An 18,346-nucleotide genomic window follows, 5' to 3' on the forward strand; every position below is an offset into this window, starting at 1 on the left:
TCATGGCTACGCTCCGTTCCATGTCGATCACGTATTGTGGGACCAATTGTCCAGTTCCACTGCGCTTGAGAGTGAGACCATGGTCGACGTCATAGGCGCGGCCGAGCTGCTCGGGCACGAAAGTGACGCCGAGATGCTGGCCATACGACTGGCACACGCCCAGCGGCTCGGCAACATGGGGTGGGCTGAATGGCACCTGCACAGCGGCGAGACGATCTGGTCCGACCAGGTGTACGTGATCTTCGGCCGCGCCCCGGCCCAGGGCCCGATCCCGCTGCCCGAGCTGGCCGCGCACATCGAGCCCGCGGACGTGGGCGCGCTCGACCGGCTCCTGTGGTCGGCCGTGCAGGGCGTGGAGCCGGTCCAGGCCGAGTTCCGCATCCGGCGCGGCGGGTGCTCCGGCGACCTGCGTGACATCCGGGTGGTGCTGGAGCCGCTGATGACCCCCGGCGGCCCGGCCGGCATGCACGGCGTCATCCAGGACATCACCGGCCGCCGCCGCGCCGAGCGCATGGTGTCGGAGTCGCGCCGCCAGCTCCTGGAGGCCCGCGAGCAGGCCGCCGAGGAGCGCCACGTCATGCTGGCCCTGCGCGAGGCCATCCTGCCCGAGCCGCCGTGCCGCCTGGACCTGCCGCACACCAGGATCGCCGTGCGCTACGTGCCCGCCGAGACGACCGCGAACCTCGGCGGCGACTGGTTCGAGGCCGCCCCCACCCCGGACGACCGCCTGCTGCTGGCCATCGGCGACGTCTCCGGGCACGGCCTGCCCGCGATCGCGCGCATGGCCCAGCTCCGCCACGCCCTGGTCGGCCTCACCATGACCGCCACGCCCGCCAACCGGCTGCTGGCCTGGCTGAACGAGCTGGTCATGCACCAGCTCAAGGACACCACCGCCACCGCGATCATCGGCCATCTGGACCCGGAGACGCGGGTGTTCGCCTGGGGCCAGGCCGGTCACCTGGCGCCCATCCTGGTGCGCGACGGGGTCGCGAGGCGGCTCGACCCGCCCAGGGGCGTGCTGCTCGGCGCCACCTCGGGCCGCCCGTACGAGCTGGCGACCACCCGGCTGCACCCCGGGGACGTGCTGCTGATGTTCACCGACGGGCTGGTGGAGCGGCGCACCCGTGACATCGACGTCGGCCTGGACCTGGCCCTGGCAGCGGCCCGCGACGTGCCGGGGCACGACCTGGACGCGGGGCTCGACCGTCTCCTGGCCGACATCGGCGGCCCGAACCCGGAAGACGACGCGTGCGTGCTGGCGGTGGGCATACTGGGCTAGTGCTCATGCTCCTGGACACACCGTCCCTCTACTTCCGGGCCTTCTTCGGCGTCCCCGACTCGATCAAGGCGCCCGACGGCTCGCCGGTCAACGCCGTACGCGGCCTCATCGACATGATCGCCACCCTGGTGCGCTCCCACTCCCCCACCGCCCTGGCGGCCACCATGGACGCCGACTGGCGGCCCGCGTTCCGGGTGGCGGCGATCCCGACGTACAAGGCCCACCGCGTCGCCCACGGCGACACCGAGCAGGTGCCCGAGGCGCTCGTCCCGCAGATCGCGGTCATCGAGCAGCTGCTCGACGCCCTCGGCATCGCCCGCCTGGAGTCGCCCGGCTACGAGGCCGACGACGTGATCGGCACGCTCACCCACCAGGCCGACGGCGCGGTGGACATCGTGACCGGCGACCGCGACCTGTTCCAGCTCGTGGACGACGCCGGCCCCGTACGGGTCCTCTACACCGCCCGCGGGATCCGCAACCTGCAGATCGTGGACGAGGCGTTCGTGACCGCCAAGTACGGCATCCCCGGCCGCGGCTACGCCGACTTCGCGACCCTGCGCGGCGACCCCAGCGACGGCCTGCCCGGCGTGCCGGGCGTCGGCGAGAAGACCGCGGCGGCCCTGATCACCCGGTTCGGCTCGCTCGCCGCCCTGCTGGAGGCGCTCGACGCGGGCGTCACCGGCGGCTTCCCCGCCGGTGCCCGCTCCCGGCTGGCCGCCGCCCGCGACTACCTGCGTGCCGCGCCCGCCGTCGTCGAGGTGGCCTCCGACTGCCCGCTGCCCGCCACCGACCTGACCCTGCCCGCCAAGCCGCGCGACCCGGACGCACTGGTCCACCTGGCCGACCGGTACGGCCTCGACGGCCCCCTCAACCGCCTCCTCGAAACCCTGGGCGGCTGACTCCCGGGGAGCGGACGCGGGCCCGGGGAACCCCGGGCCGACGAGCCCGGGACCGGCCGCCAGGGACCCCGGCCACCGACACCGGGGCCGGCACCGAGGCACGGACCGCCAGTCCGGCCTGCGCCAAAGCTGGGCCTGCGCTAGGGCTGGGTCTGCGTCTCCAGGTAGGATCGCACGGCCTCCTGCGCGGCCTCGCGGAGGCGCTCGTGCACGGCGACGTTCTCCTCGCGGTCGGTGCGCATCTCCACCACCCGCGGCCCCTCGCCCCGCAACGCCTTGGGCAGCTCGCTGATGTCACCCAGCAGCGTGTACGGGGTCCCCGTCGCGGCCGCCACGTAACCCAGGTCCACCCCGTGCGGCGTGCCGAAGACCCGTTCGAACGGATCGCGCACCGCCGCCTGGGGCAGCAGCGAGAAGATGCCGCCGCCGTCGTTGTTGACCACCACGAAGCACAGGTCGGGCCGGGGCTCGCGGGGCCCGAGGATCAGCCCGTTCTGGTCGTGCAGGAACGACAGGTCGCCGATGAGCGCGTAGGAGGGGCCGTTGTGGGCCAGGGCCGCGCCCATCGCGCTGGAGACCACCCCGTCGATGCCGGAGGCGCCCCGGTTGGCCATCAGCCTGATGCCGCGCCGGGGCCGCATGGACTGGTCGAGGTCGCGGATCGGCATCGAGGACCCGCAGAACAGCAGCGCCCCGTTCGGCAGCGCGTCCACCAGGTCCCTGGCCAGCCGGGGCTCGCTCGTGCCCGACAGGTCGAGCACCTCGTCCGTCGCCGACCTGACCGCCTGGTCCGCCTGCCGCCAGGCGTGCAGCCACGTGTCGTCGCCCGAGGCGACCGGGATCTCCACCGCCTGCGCCACCTGCGTGGCCGAGCGGGTCGGGTCGGGCCAGCGGTCCAGGTCGGGCGCCACCACGATGTGCTCGCCCGCGCCCCGCAGCCACGACAGCAGCGGCCGGGACAGGCCGGGACGGCCGAGCGTGACGACCACGTCGGGCCGGTGGGCCTCGGCGAACTCCGGCGTGCTCAGCAGGTGATGGTAGGTGGAGATGGCGTGGTCGCCGTAGCGGCCGCCGCCGTTCGGCTCCGACAGCACGGGCCAGCCCGCCATGCCCGCGGCGGCCACGTAGCGTCGCACGTTGGCCGCGCCGTCGCCGACGACGAGCACGCCCCGCCGGGTCGGCGGGATGTGCAGGGCGACCGGCGGGGGCGCGACCCTGGCCCGCACCCAGGGGCCGCTCTCGGCGCCGTCGAGCGGCTCGGACCAGGTGGTGTCGCCGTCGGGGATCAGCGGCTCCCTGAAGGCCAGGTTCAGGTGCACCGGGCCGGGGTTGGCCGGGCCCGCGGCACGCTGGTAGGCGCGGCAGGCCAGCGAGCGCCAGTAGGCCACCTGGCCCGGGCGGTCCTCCGGCACGCCGACCTCGGCGAACCAGCGGGTCGCGGTGCCGTACAGGCCGAGCTGGTCGATGGTCTGGTTGGCGCCGGTGCCGCGCAGCTCGGGCGGGCGGTCGGCGGTGAGCACCAGCAGCGGCACCCCGGACTCGCCGGCCTCGATCACGGCCGGGTGGAAGTTCGCGGTGGCGGTGCCGGACGAGCAGATGAGCGCGACCGGGCGCTCAGAGCGCCGCGCCAGCCCCAACGCCAGGTACGAGGCCGACCGCTCGTCGATGCGCACGTGCAGGCGCACCCGCGACTCGGCGTGCAGGGCCAGTGCCAGGGGGGCGGAACGCGAGCCGGGGGCCAGCACCACGTCGCTCAGGCCGCAGCGCACGAGTTCGTCGACGAGCACCGTGGCCAGCGCGGTGGCGGGATTCAAAGTGACGCCTCCTGCATCCGGCGAAGCCACTGTGGAGATTCAATCTCGAAAGCCGACAAATGCTGATAATTCACCGAAGGGCGTCGTACCGCCAGCCGGCCGTCCACCGGCGTCAGCGAGTCGTCCACCACGTCGCCCGACAGCAGCGACATGGTGCCGAGCCCGCACGCGTAGGGCAGCGACGGTAAGGCGGCGGCCAGCGCCAGCCCGGCCGCCAGCCCCACGGACGTCTCCACGGCGCTGGACACCACGGCCGGCAGCCCGCACGCCTCCACCACGCGCAGCGCCGCGCGCACCCCGCCCAGCGGCTGCACCTTGACGACCGCGATGTCGGCGGCCTCCGCCGCCCGCACCCGCAGCGGGTCCTCCGCCCGGCGGATCGACTCGTCGGCCGCGATCGGCACGTCGCACCGCCGCCGCACCTCCGCCAGTTCCTCCAGCGTGGCGCACGGCTGCTCGGCGTATTCCAGGTCGAAGCGGTCGAGCCGCTTCAGCCGCCGTACGGCCTCGTCGACGTCCCACGCGCCGTTGACGTCGACCCGCAGCCGCCCGGCCGGCCCGAGCGCGTCGCGTACGGCCTCCACCCGGGCCACGTCGTCGTCGAACGTCTGCCCGCGCTCGGCCACCTTGACCTTCGCGGTGCCGCACCCCGACGCCCGCACGAGGTCGTGGGCCTGCTCCGGGGCCACGGCGGGCACGGTCGCGTTGACCGGGACGCTGTCACGCACCGGCTCCGGCCAGCCCTCGAACGCGGCCTCGCGCGCACAAGCCAGCCACCGGGCGCACTCGCGCGGCCCGTATTCCGGGAACGGGGAGAACTCTCCCCAGCCGGCCGGACCGTGCAGCAGCACCCCTTCTCTGACGGTCTGCCCCCTGAACCGCGTGCGCATGGGGATCCTGAACACCACGGGGGCCACGGGAGAACGCGTCACGACCCTCCTGCGCATCTGTCCGACCTATCGCCATTAACCTTACGAGCATGTGGAGGAACCCGTCGCATCCGGACCGTCCGCTGCATGCCATTGTGCAGCCTCCGGGACCCGAGCTGTTCACCGCCGTCCGTGAGGCGCTCTCGGGTGACGGGCCCGCCGTCCTGCCGCTGTCCCCCGGCCACGCCGAGGCCGCCGTCGCGGCTCTGCTTCCCACCCACGTCGACGGCGTGCCCCAGGACGGCGGCGTGGGCGTGCCCGACGACGTGGCGGTGGTGATCGCCACCAGCGGCAGCACCGGCGCGCCCAAGGGCGTGCTGCTCTCGGCCACCGCGCTGCGCGCCTCAGCGGCGGCGTCCCTGCGCCGGGTCGAGGCCTCCAAGGGCGACCGCTGGTTGTGCTGCCTGCCGGTCGCCCACGTCTCGGGGCTGCAGGTGCTGGTGCGCGCCCTGCTCTGCGAGACCGAGCCGATCATCCACGCCGGCTTCGACGCGCACGCGGTCCTGGCGTCCGGGGCGGACCACGTCTCGCTGGTGCCCACCCAGCTCCACCGGCTGGTCAGGCTGGGGGCGGACCTGTCGGTGTTCCGCACGATCCTGCTCGGCGGCGCCGCTCCCCGCCCCGGCCTGCTCGACCAGGCCCGGGATCTCGGCGGGCGGATCGTGACCACGTACGGGATGAGCGAGACGTGCGGCGGGTGCGTGTACGACGGCCGGCCCCTTTACAACGTAGATCTCAAAATCGGCGCGGACGGCCTGATCAGGATCTCCGGCCCGGTGCTGTTCTCCGGCTACCGCTTCGGGGAGCCGCCCGGCCCGTTCGACGGCGACTGGTTCGTCACCTCCGACCTCGGCGAGCTGACCGGCGGCCGGCTCCGGGTGCTCGGCAGGGCCGACGACGTCATCAACACCGGCGGCGAGAAGGTCGTGGCCGCCGCCGTGGCCGCCGTGCTCGACACCCACCCCGAGGTGGCCGAGGCGGCCGTGATCGGCGTCCCGGATCCCGAATGGGGCGAACTGGTCACTGCCGTAGTGGTCCCCGCCGACCCCGACGCACCCCCGACACTCGCACAGTTGAGGGCTTTTTGCCGCGACAGGCTTCCGCCTCACGCCGCCCCGCGCGACCTGCGCGTGGTCCCCCGCCTGCCACTGCTGCCGAACGGCAAGACCGATCTCGTACGGCTTAGGGCAGGAACCTGACGAGTTGCGGCTGCGTCATAGTGGGGAGAGGGAGGAACCTGCATGGATCACACCCGCAAGATGTGGGCATCCGCGGCCGTCGTCGGCGTGATCGTCGCCGCCGGTGTCTCGATCGCCGCGGCCGCCTCGGCGGGCAAGCTGGAGGAGGCCCGCGCCGTGGTGGAGAAGGCGCCGCCGACCGCCCGGCCGTCGGACTCCAAGACCGACGACGACGACATCGTCGTGTCCACCGAGGTCAACCCCGACCCTGCCAAGGTCTTCGAATACTGGACGAACAGCCGCATGGAGGATGCTCAGCCCATGCCGATGCCCTCGGCCGATCGGCTCCGGCTGCCGGAATAAAGAACACCCAAGGGGCGGTTCCGTCTATGGGGCGGTCCGCCCCTTTTCGTACCTCACGGCCCACTCGGGAACAAATGACGGCGAATGACGTTATTGATACTGGTGCGCCGCGTGGACTCGATGCCGCCCCACCACAACCTGCTTGATCCCTTCGACTCCGTACGGAGGAGGTGTCCTCATGCCCAGAACCGCCGTGGCGACCCCGCCCACGTCTCTCGACCAACTGCTTGAACGAGGGCGAGCCCAGGGTCACCTATCTCTGGCGGAGCTGCGTGACGCGTTCGCCAGAGCCGGCATCAGCCCCTCTGAAGGCCGCACGATCCTGCGTGAGCTGTCAGAGGCCGGCGTGAGTCTGGCTGCCGAGAACGAGCCGTCTCTCAGCAAGACCGCCCCCAAGAATCCGCAGCGCGACAAGACGTCCACCGCGAAGAGGTCTTCGCGTGCAAAGACTACCGGCCGCAAGGCCACCGAGGCAAAATCCTCCGCCCCCGCGCGGGAGGCCGCTCCCGAGGTCCGGCCCGAGCACGAGGAGGACGTGCCCGACGAGCTCGTGCTCGCCACCGAGGACGCCGAGCTTGAGAGCGAGGCGATCGACCTCGACGACACCCAGTCGGCCATGGGCGACTCGGTGCACACCTACCTCAAGTCCATCGGCCGCCGCACGCTGCTCACCGCCGCCCAGGAGGTCGAGCTGGCGCGCCGGATCGAGGCCGGCCTGTACGCCGAGTACAAGCTGGAGACCGAGCCCGGCCTGTCCCCCGCCGTCCAGGACGAGCTGCGCCTGGTCGTCGAGGACGGCAGGCAGGCCAAGGACCACATGCTGGAGGCCAACCTCCGGCTGGTGGTGTCGGTCGCCAAGAAGTACACCGACCGCGGCATGTCCCTGCTGGACGTCGTCCAGGAGGGCAACCTGGGACTGATCAGGGCCGTGGAGAAGTTCGACTACACCAAGGGCTTCAAGTTCTCCACGTACGCCATGTGGTGGATCAGGCAGGCCATACAGCGTGGCTTCGCCGACTCGGCCCGGACGATCCGGCTGCCCGTGCACGTGCTGGAGATGCTCTCGAAGCTGTCGCGGGTGGAGCGTGACATGCACCAGCGGCTGGGGCGCGAGCCCACGCCCGAGGAGCTGGCCGTCGAGCTGGACAGGACGCCGGACCAGATCGAGGAGCTGCTGCGGACGAGCCGCCAGCCGATCTCGCTCAACGCGACGATCGGCGAGGACGGGGAGACCACGATCGGCGACCTCATCGAGGACGTCGACTCGCCGGAGGCCTCCGAGATCGTCGACCGCCAGCTCCTGGGCGACCAGCTACGGGGTGTCCTGGACAACCTGTCGCCGCGGGAGTCCAAGATCATGGCCCTGCGCTTCGGCCTGGTGGACGGCAAGCCGCACACCCTGGACGAGATCGGCAAGTATCTGGGGCTCACCCGGGAGCGCATCCGCCAACTGGAGAAGGAGTCGCTCTCCAAGCTCCGCCACCCCAGCAACACCCGTCCGCTGCTCGACTGGGCCAGCTAACCCGTAAAGCCCCGGCCTCACAGCCGGGGCTTCACCTTTTCGCCTGCCACATCAGAGACATTGCCCGGCACATCACCGGGGCATCGCCCGGCGCATCACCGCGCCGGGCTTCTCATCCACCCGGCACGCCCTCACGTCGGAACCCCGCGCCCCGCCGGAAGGGACTCGCGGGGCCCGAGCGTGCGTGCCGGTGGGTCAGTGACCGCTGGTCAGCGGGGTGGAGGTCACCGGCCGGGGAACACGCGGGATCCCCCACATCCGGTTGTCCTCGCGCAACGTGCGCAGCCGCTCCACCTCGGCCGTCCACATCGCCCCCGCGGGCGTCGCCTTGGCCTTGCGCCGCGCGATCCGGTCGTCATAGGACTTGACCCCGAACGTGGCCCGCTGCCCGCTCTCGGCGGCCCGCAGCGCGTCCGTGAGCGCCTCGTCGAACGCCTGCCCGGCGGCCAGCAACTCGACCTCGTCGGCCGCGGCGGCGCGCAGCTCGCGCAGCGTCCGCTCGGCCTGCCTGGCCTTTTCGAGCAACTCGGGGAAGCCCTTGGAGATCTCCTGGTCCGCGTGGTAGCGAACCTCGGCCTCCCGGCTCACCCGCGGACGGAAAAACGCCATCGACTTCAGGCCCCTTCAGACGCGGTCGGCAATCATTCAGCCCCCAAGCGTACGCCGTCGGGCGACACGGCCGGAAATCGCCCCGGCGCCCGGCCCTTTACATAGTAAGATGATCACCATGCCCGCCAAGAGACCGCCCGTGCCCCTCTCCCGCGAGCGCATCCTCGAGGCCGCGCTCCACATCGCCGACAGCCAGGGGCTGCGCAGGCTCACCATGCGCCGCCTGGGCGACGCCCTGCAAGTCGAGGCCATGGCCATCTACCACCACCTGCCCCGGGGCAAGGAGGCGCTGATGGACGCGCTGGCCGAGCACGTCACCACGGTCCACGTCGAGCAGGCCCCGACCTGGCAGGAGACGGCCAAGGCCTGGTGCCGGGCCGGCCGGGAGCTGCTGCGCACCCATCCCGGGGTGCTCGCCCTGGCCCTGACCAAACCGCCCAAGGGAGCGACCGCCCTGGCCATCAGGGAGCAGACCGAACAGCTCTCCGAGCAGGGCCTGGAGACTGCGGCGGAGGCCGTACGGGCGTTGCGGGCCTTCGTGTTCGGTAGCGTGGCAGTCGAGGTCCAGCAATCCGGATGGGCTGATCCAGAGGTAGACGAGTGGGTCAGGCGTGATGAAAGAGCCGATCTGGACTTCGAACGCGGCCTCGACGCCTTGCTCAAGGGATTGCAAACGTAGTGCGCGTGTCGTGCTTGGCCCGTTATCCTGCATAAGGCACGCTGTGTCGAAGGTCACACGACGTGGGGACCCTCCTGTAACAGTCCTAACGGGCTATGTCGGAACCTGTGACATACGTCGCACACTTGCCAAATAGAACAATCCGAGCCGGCTCCCGCCCCTCAAGAACGGGAGCATCCCACGAGATATCGGAGGCACGCCGATGTGCCCGCACGACCCGGCCTGTCCGGATGCCGAGGCGCCTGACCGCGAGGCGGCACGCACCCTCGCCTGCCACCCGGAGCAGGGGTGGAGCCTTCTCTGCAACGGCGTCGTCCTGTTCGAGGACACCGGGGAGCTCCTTCCCAGTGGCACCGTCATCGCCCCGCACCGTCCCGTGGTCGGCGCGGCCTAGAAGGTCGAGGCCCGGTGCGCCACCCGGTGGCCGCCGGCCTACGCGTAGTGGGTGATCCACTCCGCCACGACCTCGCCCACCCGGGCAGGGTCCTTCTTCAGATCATGCCCCTCGCCCGGCAGCACCACCAGCCGCGCCGCGTCGGCGGCGTCGGGGATCCCGAACGGATCGCGGTCCCCGTTGACGACCAGCACGTCCACCCCGGCACCGCGTAGCTCGTCGGCCCTGGAACGTTCCGGCTTCCCCGGCGGGTGCAGCGGGAAGGCCAGCGCCACCACCGCCGCCGCGCCGACCGCCTCGGCCGTGCGGCAGCAGACCCTGGCCCCGTTGCTCCGCCCGCCCTGCACCAGCGGCAGGCCCGGCAGCCGGGCACGCAGCTCGCCCAGGACGATCTCCCACGCCTCGTCCTGCCGGGGCGCCGAGCCCGGGGCCCGCGCCCCGGCCACCCTGAACGCCTGCGTCACCCTGGCCACGGCGGCCCCCACATCGAGCGCGGCAGCGCGGACGGCCAGCAGGTCGGGCGCGTCCACTCCCCCGGCCGAGCCGTGCGTGAGCACCAGCAGCAGCCGGGGATCGCCGGGCTCGTCGATCTCGACCAGGGCGGGCCCGCGCGGCGTCATGACCTCCACCCCAGCACCGTACCTGGGGAGGAGCGCGCCCTAGCTCTCAGGGCGGATGACGGCGCGGCGGGAGGAGTGGATGATATCCGTATGCCAGACAAGCGCCTCCGCGATGATCTCCAGGCCACGATCGACGCCCGCCGTGACCTCGGTCCCGACTACGAACCCGCGCTCGTCGAGTCGTTCGTCGAGCGTCTCGACGCCACGATCGCCGCCCGCGTGCGCGCCGAGCTGGACCGGCACGGGCCCGCTCCGCACAAGCGTTCCGCCCCGGGCGCGGCGATGATCCCGATCGCGCTGGGCTCGATGGGCCTCGGCATCCCGCTCACCGCCATCGCGGCCAGCAACGCCGGGCTGGTGGGGCTGACGATCACCTGGCTGTCGATCGTGGTGATCAACGTGGCCGCCGCCGTGGCCATCGCCATGCGCCGCCTCTGACCTCCGTGCCTGTCAGACGCCCCTGATCGCCGCGCGGGTCACGTGCCTCCGCCGCGCGGGTCAGGCGTCGCGCTGGAAGCGCAGCCGGACCTCGGCGGCCAGCGTCTCGTCCGCGTGCTCCAGCCCGTACGACCACACCCGGTCCGCGTCCTCCATCCGGCCCCGCAGGGGCAGCGTGCGCGCCAGCAGCTCGATGGCCAGCGCGCTCGTGCGCGGGTCCGCCCCGCTCTCCACGGTCTCGGCGAACTCGGCGCAGGCCAGCTCCAGATGCGCGATCCCGAGCTGCACCCGCAGCCCCGGCACCTCCTCGGCCGGAGCGAACTCCAGCGCGTCCATGAGCACCCCGGCCGCCTCCCCGGGCTCTCCGTGCTCGATCAGGAGGTCGGCCAGGTCCTGGGCCGCGTGCGTGCCCAGCCGGTCGTCCCCGGCCGCCATGGCGGCGCGCAGCTCCTGCTCCGCCTCATCCGGCTGTCCGGCCCGCACCGCGAGCCGGGCCAGCGCGAGGTGGGCCAGCGGCACGTACGCGGGCGTGCCGACCCCCAGCACCGCCTGCCAGGCGGCCCTGGCCTGCTCGGCCCGCCCCTCCCGCTCGAACCCCTGCGCCAGGTGACAGGCCGCCTGGGCGGCGTATTCGGGGTGCCCGGTGGCCAGCGCGGTCCGCGCGGCGGCCCTGGCGGCCTCCACGTCGCCGCGTTCTTCCAGCACCACGGCGAGCCCGACGGCGGCCTGGGCCCGGTCGGGACCGTCGGGGTCGGCGGCCAGCTCGCTGAGGATGGCGGCGGCGCCGTCGAGGTCACCGCGTTCGGCCAGGCGGCGGGCGGTGTCCAGGGGCGGGGTCTCCAGCTCTGAGAACGTCAAGGGAGCTCCTTGGGGCGGCGGTCGCACCGAGCCTAACGACTAAAAGGGATCATGTCTGCTCAGTTGACGCCGATGGACTGGTCTGCGCCGGATTCGCGAACAGCCGGCGCGCCATCCCGATGACGATCAGGCCGAACGTGACCTGGAACACCGCCTGTCCCACCACCAGCGGGCCCTTCTCCAGCACGACGCAGACGCCGGCGGCCACCCCGGCCACCGCCTGGGCGGCGACCGGCAGCGGCCCGGTCAGCCGCCACCCCAGCAGCCGCACCGCCAGCACCATCTCGTGCAGGAATAACGCCGCCCCGAAGGCCCGGTGCACCCAGTGCACGGTGTCGCTCACCGTGTAGGGCGTCAGCAGGACCCCGGTCAGCAGGATCGCAAAGGAGACACCGGCCAGCCGGACGAACCGCGGCGCCGGCAGCAGGGGCGCGAGCGCCCGCAGCCCCCTGTTGGTGTAGAGGGCCGCGCCGAGGCACCCGGCCACATACGGGACGAGCGTGCGCCAGTGCACGCCGAAGTCGCTCATCCCGCAGTTGGCGGACAGGCAGCCCGGCATGACGGCCAGGCACACCCCCAGCCCGCCTAACAGGCACACCTGGCCCTTGACCAGGTCGTCCAGCACACCGCCGCGCATCATCGGCCTGCCCGTCCCGATGACCCGCCCCGGTGACACCGCGGTCCGTACGGCCGGTCACAGGTCATCGGAACGTCCCTCCGGGGCCCCGCTCAGTCCTCGTAGGCCTCCAGCGGCGGGCAGGAGCACACCAGGTTGCGATCCCCGTAGGCCTGGTCGATGCGCCGCACGGGCACCCAGTATTTCCCGTCGCGCAACGACGGCAGCGGGTAGGCCGCCTCCGACCGCGAGTACGGGTGCCGCCACTCGTCCGCGCTGACCGCCTCGGCCGTGTGCGGCGCGTTGCGCAGCGGGTTGTCCGTCCGGTCGTAGTCCCCGGAGGCCACCTTGGAGATCTCGCCCCGGATGGCGATCATCGCGTCCACGAAGCGGTCGAGCTCGCCGAGGTCCTCGCTCTCGGTCGGCTCGATCATGAGCGTGCCCGCCACCGGGAACGACATGGTCGGGGCGTGGAAGCCGTAGTCGATGAGGCGCTTGGCCACGTCCTCCACGGTGACGCCGGTCTCCTTGGTGATCTGCCGCAGGTCCACGATGCACTCGTGGGCGACCAGCCCGCCGCGCCCGGTGTAGAGCACGGGGTAGTGCGGCGCGAGCCGCCGGGCCAGGTAGTTGGCCGACAGGATGGCCTGCTCGGTCGCCGCCGTGAGCCCGTCGGCCCCCATCATCCTGATGTACGCCCAGGAGATCGGCAGGATGCCCGCCGAGCCGTGCGGCGCCGCCGAGACGGGCCCGACCGCCGAGCCGTCGTGCAGCGGGTGACCGGGCAGGAACGGCGCCAGGTGGCCGCGCACCGCCACCGGGCCCACGCCGGGACCGCCGCCGCCGTGCGGGATGCAGAACGTCTTGTGCAGGTTGAGGTGGGACACGTCGGCCCCGAACTCGCCCGGCCTGGCCAGCCCCACCAGCGCGTTGAGGTTGGCCCCGTCGACGTAGACCTGGCCGCCGGCGTCGTGCACCTTGGCGCACACCTCGGTGATCGTCTCCTCGTAGACGCCGTGCGTCGACGGGTACGTCACCATGATCGCGGCCAGCCGGTCACGATGCTTTTCGATCTTGGCGTCGAGGTCGGCCAGATCCACGTTCCCGTCGGAGTCGCAGGCCACCACGACCACCCGCATGCCCGCCATGACGGCGCTGGCGGCGTTGGTGCCGTGCGCGGAGGACGGGATGAGGCAGACGTCGCGCGCGACCTCGCCCCTGGCCCGGTGGTAGGCGCGGATGGCCAGCAGCCCGGCGAACTCGCCCTGCGAGCCCGCGTTCGGCTGCACCGAGACGGCGTCGTAGCCGGTCACCTCGGCCAGCCAGCCCTCCAGCGTGCCGATCAGCTCCTGGTAGCCCGCGGCCTGGTCGGCGGGGGCGTAGGGGTGGATCGCGGCGAACTCGGGCCAGGTGATCGGCTCCATCTCGGTGCTCGCGTTGAGCTTCATGGTGCACGATCCCAGCGGGATCATCGACCGGTCGAGCGCGATGTCCTTGTCCTGCAGCTTGCGCAGGTAGCGCAGCATCGCGGTCTCGGAGCGGTGGCCGTGGAAGACGGGGTGCGTGAGGTAGTCCGACTCGCGCAGCAGCCCGGCGGGCAGCGCGTCGGCTTCCAGGCTCACCTCGTCCCGCTCGACGCCGAACGCCGCCCACACCTTGGCCACCTCGGCGGCCCCGGTCTTCTCGTCGCAGGAGATCGACACGTGGTCGCCGTCCACCTGCCACAGGTTGACGCCCCGCTCGGCGGCGGCGGCGAGCACGGCGGCGGCCCGGCCGGGCACGCGCACGAGCACGGTGTCGAAGAACTCGCGGTGCACGACCTCCAGGCCCGCCTCGAGCAGCCCGCCGGCCAGTGCCACGGCGTGCCGGTGCACCCGCCAGGCGATGCCGCGCAGCCCCTCGGGGCCGTGGTAGACGGCGTACATGCCGGCGATGACGGCCAGCAGGACCTGCGCGGTGCAGATGTTGCTGGTGGCCTTCTCGCGGCGGATGTGCTGCTCGCGGGTCTGCAGGGCCAGGCGGTAGGCGGGGTCGCCGTCGGCGTCCACCGACACGCCCACCAGGCGGCCGGGGAGCTGGCGCTGCAGGCCCTCGCGTACGGACATGTACGCGGCGTGCGGCCCGCCGAACCCGAACGGCACCCCGAACCGCTGCGAGGACCCGATCGCTATGTCGGCCCCCAGCTCGCCCGGCGCGGCCACCAGGGTCAGGGCGAGCAGGTCGGCGGCGGCCACGACCTGAGCGCCGGCCTCATGCGCGGCGGCGGCCACGGCGCGGAAGTCGCGCAGCCGCCCCGAGGCGCCCGGATACTGCACGAGCACGCCGAAGCACTCGGGCAGCTCGCCGTCCAGAGTGTGCTCCACCAGCGTGATCCCGAGCGGCTCGGCCCGGGTGGCCAGTACGGCCTTGGTCTGCGGCAGCGTGTCGGCGTCGACGAGGAAGACGTCGCTCTTGGACTTGCCCGCGCGCCGGGCCAGCGTCATGGCCTCGGCCGCGGCGGTGCTCTCGTCGAGCAGGGAGGCGCCCGCGACGGGCAGGCCCGTCAGGTCGGAGACGACCGTCTGGAAGTTCAGCAGCGCCTCCAGCCGGCCCTGCGAGATCTCCGGCTGGTACGGCGTGTAGGCGGTGTACCAGCCCGGGTTCTCCAGCAGGCTGCGGCGGATGACGGCGGGAGTGACCGTGTCGTAATAGCCCAGGCCGATCATCGAGGTCAGCACCCGATTGCGCCCGGCCAGGGCGCGCAGCTCGGCGATCGCCTCGGCCTCGCTCGCCGCGGCGGGCAGCTTGAGCCGGTCCTTGACCCGGATGGCCTCGGGAACGGCCACCGCCACCAGATCCGCCACGGACTCGAAGCCCACCGCTTCGAGCATGCGCTGCTGCTCGGAGGCCGACGGCCCGATATGCCTGGACGAGAACGGCGGAGCGGACAGATCGGTCATGAAGGTGCCTCCCGAGGCTATGGAGACCGGCGCCAGAGCGCGGGCGTGTGCCGGATCTCCCCCTCTGTCAGCGCGACACCGTCGCGACCTGAGAGCTTCACCCCGGATCAGGGCTTGCACCGTCGGTGAGGCACGCCTGGCGGGCGCGCCTGCTTTCCAGAGTTGCCTCGCCCGAGCGGTACAGGATGCCTGAGAGATTCCGGGGAGGGTTGCTCCTTCGGCGCCCCGTGGACCTTGGGCCTCGGGGACTCTCCCGCACGGGGTCGTCAGCCTTGCCTGTCCAGATTACTACGCTCTGCCCTTTACCTGAACGGCGCACACGTCGCCACGGAACAGGTGGCAAGCCAGAAGAAGGAAGGTCAGCCTGTCCGGCGCGCACGGCGCCGCCGGGCGAGCTCGTCAGCGGGGTGGTCGGCCGGGACGGTGTCCTCGACCGCCGCGCGTTCCCCCGGCAGCTCCGCGAGTGAGCCCTCGACCTCGCGCCAGACCCGGCCGAGCGCGATGCCGAACACGCCCTGGCCACCCTGGAGCAGGTCGATCACCTCGTCGGCCGAGGTGCACTCGTAGACGCTGACGCCGTCGCTCATGAGCGTGATCTGCGCGAGGTCGGCGACCCCGCGGTCCCGCAGATGCTGCACGGCCGTACGGATCTGCTGCAGCGACACCCCGGTGTCGAGGAGCCGCTTGACGACCTTGAGCACCAGGATGTCGCGGAAGCTGTAGAGCCGCTGGGAGCCGGAGCCGTGCGCGGCCCTGATCGTGGGCTCCACGAGACCCGTGCGCGCCCAGTAGTCGAGCTGCCTGTAGGTGATGCCGGCCGCCGCGCAGGCCGTCGGCCCGCGGTATCCGATGTCGTCCGGCAGCGCCGTCGGCTGCTCGTCGAAGAGCAGACCCTGCTCTCCGGCACGCTGCCGCGCGCTCTCGCGCCGCACCGGATCTTCCTGGCCGGCCGTCTTTCCCTCGCCGCTGCTGACCGCCACGCGGACCTCCGGCTTTCTCTCATCCCACGGCCTGATCTGGGGGTTCATAAAGGGCGACCGCGGGTTTCACTTGCACCGTAGGACCGTGACCATGCTCAGTCAACGATCCGGCTCGGCGCGTCGTGAAGCGTAAATGCACTGAAATACCTACCCCGCCCTGCCGAAGTCCTCGGGAGTGATCGTGTCAAGGAACTCCCTGAACTTCTCCACCTCGTCCTCCTGGTCGTCGGGGATGATCACTCCGGCCTCCTGGACGACCTCCTCGCTGGCGAAGATGCGCGCCCCGGTGCGCAGGGCGAGCGCGATCGAGTCGGACGGGCGCGCGCTCACCTCCACGCCGTTGGAGAAGACCAGGTCGGCGAAGAAGATGCCATCGCGCAGGGCGACGATGTTGACCGCCCGCAGGCCGACGCCCAGGGCGCTCAACACGTCTCGGAAGAGGTCGTGGGTGAGCGGCCGCGGTGGTGGCTCCTCCGCCTGGGCCAGGGCGATCGCGGTCGCCTCGGTCATGCCAATCCATATAGGAAGGAACCGCTCCCCGTGTGCCTCCTTGAGCAAGACGATCGGCTGATTTGTGGGCATCTCAACGCGAACGCCCACGACCTCCATCTGCAACACGGGCTGCTCCGTATTCCTGACCGGTCACCCGGCACAGCTCATTGCTCGCTTCTGCTGACTGGCTTCTGCAATTCAACGTAACACCGCGCGCGCCTGGATGTGCCCTCGCCTCCCAGGTCGTCACGCTCTTCAGCGCCCCAGGACGGACCGGACACCCGTGCGGACAAGGGCTGCGTGCAGGTCGAGCAGGAGAGTGGAAATCTCCCTGGCGACCTCGTCGGCCTCCCCGATGGCGCCCGGGGCCCGCCGTTTGAGTATGGGGGCGACGGCCTGCTCGACCAGGCCGCACTCGCGCTCGGCCGCCGCCTTGACCGCCCGCAGGTGGCGGGCGTGCAGGCCGAAGCGGGTCAGGGCGCCGACGCTGCGTGCCACCTTGAGCGCCTCCTCGTCGTAGCGCCTGGCCACCGGGGCGAGCAGCCCGTAGTCCTCCAGCTCGGCCAGGGTCTCCTCGTCGATCCCGGCGGCCTCCAGCAGCTCGGCCCGGCTGAGCCTGATCTCCTGCTTCTGCTGGAGGGCCCGCGGGCGGCCGAAGCTCTCCGCCATCCTGTCCTTGATCACCCGCAGCGGCAGGTAGTGGTCGCGCTGCTCGGTGAGGATGAAGCGGAGCTGCTCCACGTGCAGGTGCGTGAACTTACGGTAGCCGGAGGGGCTGCGCTCGGGCTCGACCAGCCCCTCGCCCTCCAGGAACCGGATCTTGGAGATGGTGACGTCCGGGAACTCGCCCTGGAGCAGCGCGAGGACCTCCCCGATGCTCATGTGCGAACGTGCCGCCTGAGAGCTCATGCGACCTCCATCGTCAGCCGCACGAGCCCCGGGGGAGCCGCCTGCCGCGCTCGTGCGCTCATGCGCCGGCGTGGGCCCGCATCAGGAACACGAGGCGGAACTTGCCGATCTGCACCTCGTCTCCGGAGTGCAGGGGAACCTCCTCGATGCGCTCCCTGTTGACGTAGGTGCCGTTGAGGCTGCCCACGTCGCGCACCGAGAACTGGCCGCCGCGGTGGCGGTAGAACTCCACGTGGCGGCGGGAGACCGTGATGTCGTCGAGGAAGATGTCGCTCTCCGGGTGGCGCCCGGTCGTGGTCAGCTCCTTGTCGAGCCGGAAGCGACTCCCCTGGTTGGGGCCCCTGGTCACCGTGAGCAGCGCCGTGCCGGGCGGCAACTGCTCCACGAGCGCCCGCTCGGCCAGGAGCATGTCGCCTGTCTCAGCCTCGTACGCCTCGATTCCCGCCACGGAGATCGTCGATGTGGTGTCCCCGGCGACCTCGGGTCTGGTCAGCGGTGACCCACAGCGGGAACAGAAACGGGCATCCTCGGGGTTGGCGTGCCCGCACTGCGTGCAGTAGACGCTCGGCATCGATCGGCTCGGCCTCCTACCGCGAAGACGCGGCGACGGTGCTCAGGGTCGCGCCTCGCTTCGCTTTTCAAGTTTGCGAATGCCGCAACTTACGCTGATCAGCGGCAAAGGTCAAGGCGAGGCGCTGCACTTTGGTTTGGACGCAGACAAAGTTACCGTCGCCCCGCCCCGTGGTCCATGCCGCCGCGCGTTTCTACATTACGATCTTGCGGCATTCCGTGCGCACCATCGGCGAACTCCACCTTTCCGGTCACGCT

At 71.8% G+C, this 18,346-nt stretch carries 19 protein-coding genes and 2 riboswitches; of the genes, 8 read left to right on the forward strand and 11 right to left on the reverse strand.

The features are described 5' to 3' along the window. Nucleotides 1–79: 79 nt before the first annotated feature. Nucleotides 80–1,279, forward strand: a complete 1,200-nt coding sequence (locus BLS95_RS13190) for a PP2C family protein-serine/threonine phosphatase (protein ID WP_090931231.1) — start codon at nucleotides 80–82, stop codon at nucleotides 1,277–1,279. Nucleotides 1,280–1,284: 5 nt separating this feature from the next. After that, a complete protein-coding gene (locus tag BLS95_RS13195) occupies nucleotides 1,285–2,178 on the forward strand; it encodes a 5'-3' exonuclease (protein WP_090931447.1) in 894 nt (297 codons plus the stop codon). A 140-nt stretch (nucleotides 2,179–2,318) separates the two neighbouring features. On the opposite strand, the gene menD is transcribed toward BLS95_RS13195, so the two are convergent. Together menD and BLS95_RS13205 are read right to left on the reverse strand one after the other, a co-directional pair. Further along, complete coding sequence (menD, locus tag BLS95_RS13200) at nucleotides 2,319–3,992, reverse strand: 2-succinyl-5-enolpyruvyl-6-hydroxy-3-cyclohexene-1-carboxylic-acid synthase (protein ID WP_090931232.1); 1,674 nt, start codon at nucleotides 3,990–3,992, stop codon at nucleotides 2,319–2,321. Continuing rightward, on the reverse strand, nucleotides 3,989–4,882 hold the full coding sequence (locus BLS95_RS13205) for an o-succinylbenzoate synthase (protein ID WP_245765049.1): 894 nt from the start codon (nucleotides 4,880–4,882) through the stop codon (nucleotides 3,989–3,991). The genes menD and BLS95_RS13205 overlap by 4 nt, the downstream gene beginning before the upstream one ends. Nucleotides 4,883–4,971: 89 nt before the next feature. Between BLS95_RS13205 and BLS95_RS13210 the strand changes: the two genes are divergently transcribed. The 3 genes from BLS95_RS13210 to BLS95_RS13220 all read left to right on the forward strand — a co-directional run bounded on the left by BLS95_RS13210 (nucleotide 4,972) and on the right by BLS95_RS13220 (nucleotide 7,984). Further along, nucleotides 4,972–6,120: an AMP-binding protein gene (locus BLS95_RS13210; RefSeq protein ID WP_090931234.1), complete on the forward strand. Its 1,149-nt coding sequence runs from the start codon at nucleotides 4,972–4,974 to the stop codon at nucleotides 6,118–6,120. 42 nt (nucleotides 6,121–6,162) lie between these two features. Continuing rightward, nucleotides 6,163–6,462, forward strand: a complete 300-nt coding sequence (locus BLS95_RS13215; protein ID WP_090931235.1) for a hypothetical protein — start codon at nucleotides 6,163–6,165, stop codon at nucleotides 6,460–6,462. Between the two features lie 178 nt (nucleotides 6,463–6,640). Then, complete coding sequence (locus tag BLS95_RS13220) at nucleotides 6,641–7,984, forward strand: RNA polymerase sigma factor (RefSeq protein ID WP_090931236.1); 1,344 nt, start codon at nucleotides 6,641–6,643, stop codon at nucleotides 7,982–7,984. A 195-nt stretch (nucleotides 7,985–8,179) separates the two neighbouring features. Here BLS95_RS13220 and BLS95_RS13225 read toward each other — a convergent pair whose 3' ends face one another. Then, on the reverse strand, nucleotides 8,180–8,593 hold the full coding sequence (locus BLS95_RS13225; RefSeq protein ID WP_090931237.1) for a hypothetical protein: 414 nt from the start codon (nucleotides 8,591–8,593) through the stop codon (nucleotides 8,180–8,182). A gap of 118 nt (nucleotides 8,594–8,711) precedes the next feature. Between BLS95_RS13225 and BLS95_RS13230 the strand changes: the two genes are divergently transcribed. After that, nucleotides 8,712–9,272: a TetR/AcrR family transcriptional regulator gene (locus BLS95_RS13230; RefSeq protein ID WP_176993167.1), complete on the forward strand. Its 561-nt coding sequence runs from the start codon at nucleotides 8,712–8,714 to the stop codon at nucleotides 9,270–9,272. A gap of 202 nt (nucleotides 9,273–9,474) precedes the next feature. After that, complete coding sequence (locus BLS95_RS13235; RefSeq protein WP_090931239.1) at nucleotides 9,475–9,666, forward strand: DUF5999 family protein; 192 nt, start codon at nucleotides 9,475–9,477, stop codon at nucleotides 9,664–9,666. Nucleotides 9,667–9,704: 38 nt separating this feature from the next. Here BLS95_RS13235 and BLS95_RS13240 read toward each other — a convergent pair whose 3' ends face one another. Continuing rightward, a complete protein-coding gene (locus tag BLS95_RS13240) occupies nucleotides 9,705–10,286 on the reverse strand; it encodes an alpha/beta hydrolase family protein (RefSeq protein ID WP_090931240.1) in 582 nt (193 codons plus the stop codon). A 90-nt stretch (nucleotides 10,287–10,376) separates the two neighbouring features. On the opposite strand from BLS95_RS13240, the gene BLS95_RS13245 reads away from it, so the two are divergent. Continuing rightward, entirely contained in the window at nucleotides 10,377–10,724 is a 348-nt protein-coding gene (locus BLS95_RS13245) for a hypothetical protein (RefSeq protein ID WP_090931241.1), read from the forward strand. A 60-nt stretch (nucleotides 10,725–10,784) separates the two neighbouring features. Here the strand turns inward: BLS95_RS13245 and BLS95_RS13250 are convergent, their stop codons facing one another. The 7 genes from BLS95_RS13250 to BLS95_RS13280 form a co-directional block, all read right to left on the reverse strand. After that, nucleotides 10,785–11,582 carry a tetratricopeptide repeat protein gene (locus tag BLS95_RS13250; protein WP_090931242.1) on the reverse strand — a complete coding sequence of 266 codons (798 nt, stop codon included), beginning with the start codon at nucleotides 11,580–11,582 and terminating at the stop codon, nucleotides 10,785–10,787. A 49-nt stretch (nucleotides 11,583–11,631) separates the two neighbouring features. After that, the gene (locus tag BLS95_RS13255; protein ID WP_143043687.1) at nucleotides 11,632–12,258 is read right to left on the reverse strand and encodes a hypothetical protein; all 627 of its coding nucleotides are present in this window, start codon (nucleotides 12,256–12,258) and stop codon (nucleotides 11,632–11,634) included. Nucleotides 12,259–12,311: 53 nt separating this feature from the next. Beyond that, nucleotides 12,312–15,137: an aminomethyl-transferring glycine dehydrogenase gene (gene gcvP / locus BLS95_RS13260; RefSeq protein WP_090931244.1), complete on the reverse strand. Its 2,826-nt coding sequence runs from the start codon at nucleotides 15,135–15,137 to the stop codon at nucleotides 12,312–12,314. A gap of 54 nt (nucleotides 15,138–15,191) precedes the next feature. Then, nucleotides 15,192–15,303, reverse strand: a riboswitch (glycine riboswitch). Further along, nucleotides 15,304–15,403, reverse strand: a riboswitch (glycine riboswitch). It abuts the riboswitch before it with no gap. 93 nt (nucleotides 15,404–15,496) lie between these two features. Next, nucleotides 15,497–16,117 carry a MerR family transcriptional regulator gene (locus BLS95_RS13265; RefSeq protein WP_090931448.1) on the reverse strand — a complete coding sequence of 207 codons (621 nt, stop codon included), beginning with the start codon at nucleotides 16,115–16,117 and terminating at the stop codon, nucleotides 15,497–15,499. Nucleotides 16,118–16,264: 147 nt separating this feature from the next. Continuing rightward, entirely contained in the window at nucleotides 16,265–16,735 is a 471-nt protein-coding gene (locus BLS95_RS13270) for a bifunctional nuclease family protein (RefSeq protein ID WP_090771501.1), read from the reverse strand. A gap of 129 nt (nucleotides 16,736–16,864) precedes the next feature. Further along, nucleotides 16,865–17,518, reverse strand: a complete 654-nt coding sequence (ftsR, locus tag BLS95_RS13275; protein ID WP_090931245.1) for a transcriptional regulator FtsR — start codon at nucleotides 17,516–17,518, stop codon at nucleotides 16,865–16,867. Nucleotides 17,519–17,576: 58 nt separating this feature from the next. Next, nucleotides 17,577–18,089 carry a double zinc ribbon and FHA domain-containing protein gene (locus BLS95_RS13280; RefSeq protein WP_090931246.1) on the reverse strand — a complete coding sequence of 171 codons (513 nt, stop codon included), beginning with the start codon at nucleotides 18,087–18,089 and terminating at the stop codon, nucleotides 17,577–17,579. Nucleotides 18,090–18,346 lie beyond the last annotated feature (257 nt).

Origin of the sequence: Nonomuraea jiangxiensis (assembly GCF_900099965.1) — a bacterium.
Lineage (GTDB): Bacteria > Actinomycetota > Actinomycetes > Streptosporangiales > Streptosporangiaceae > Nonomuraea > Nonomuraea jiangxiensis.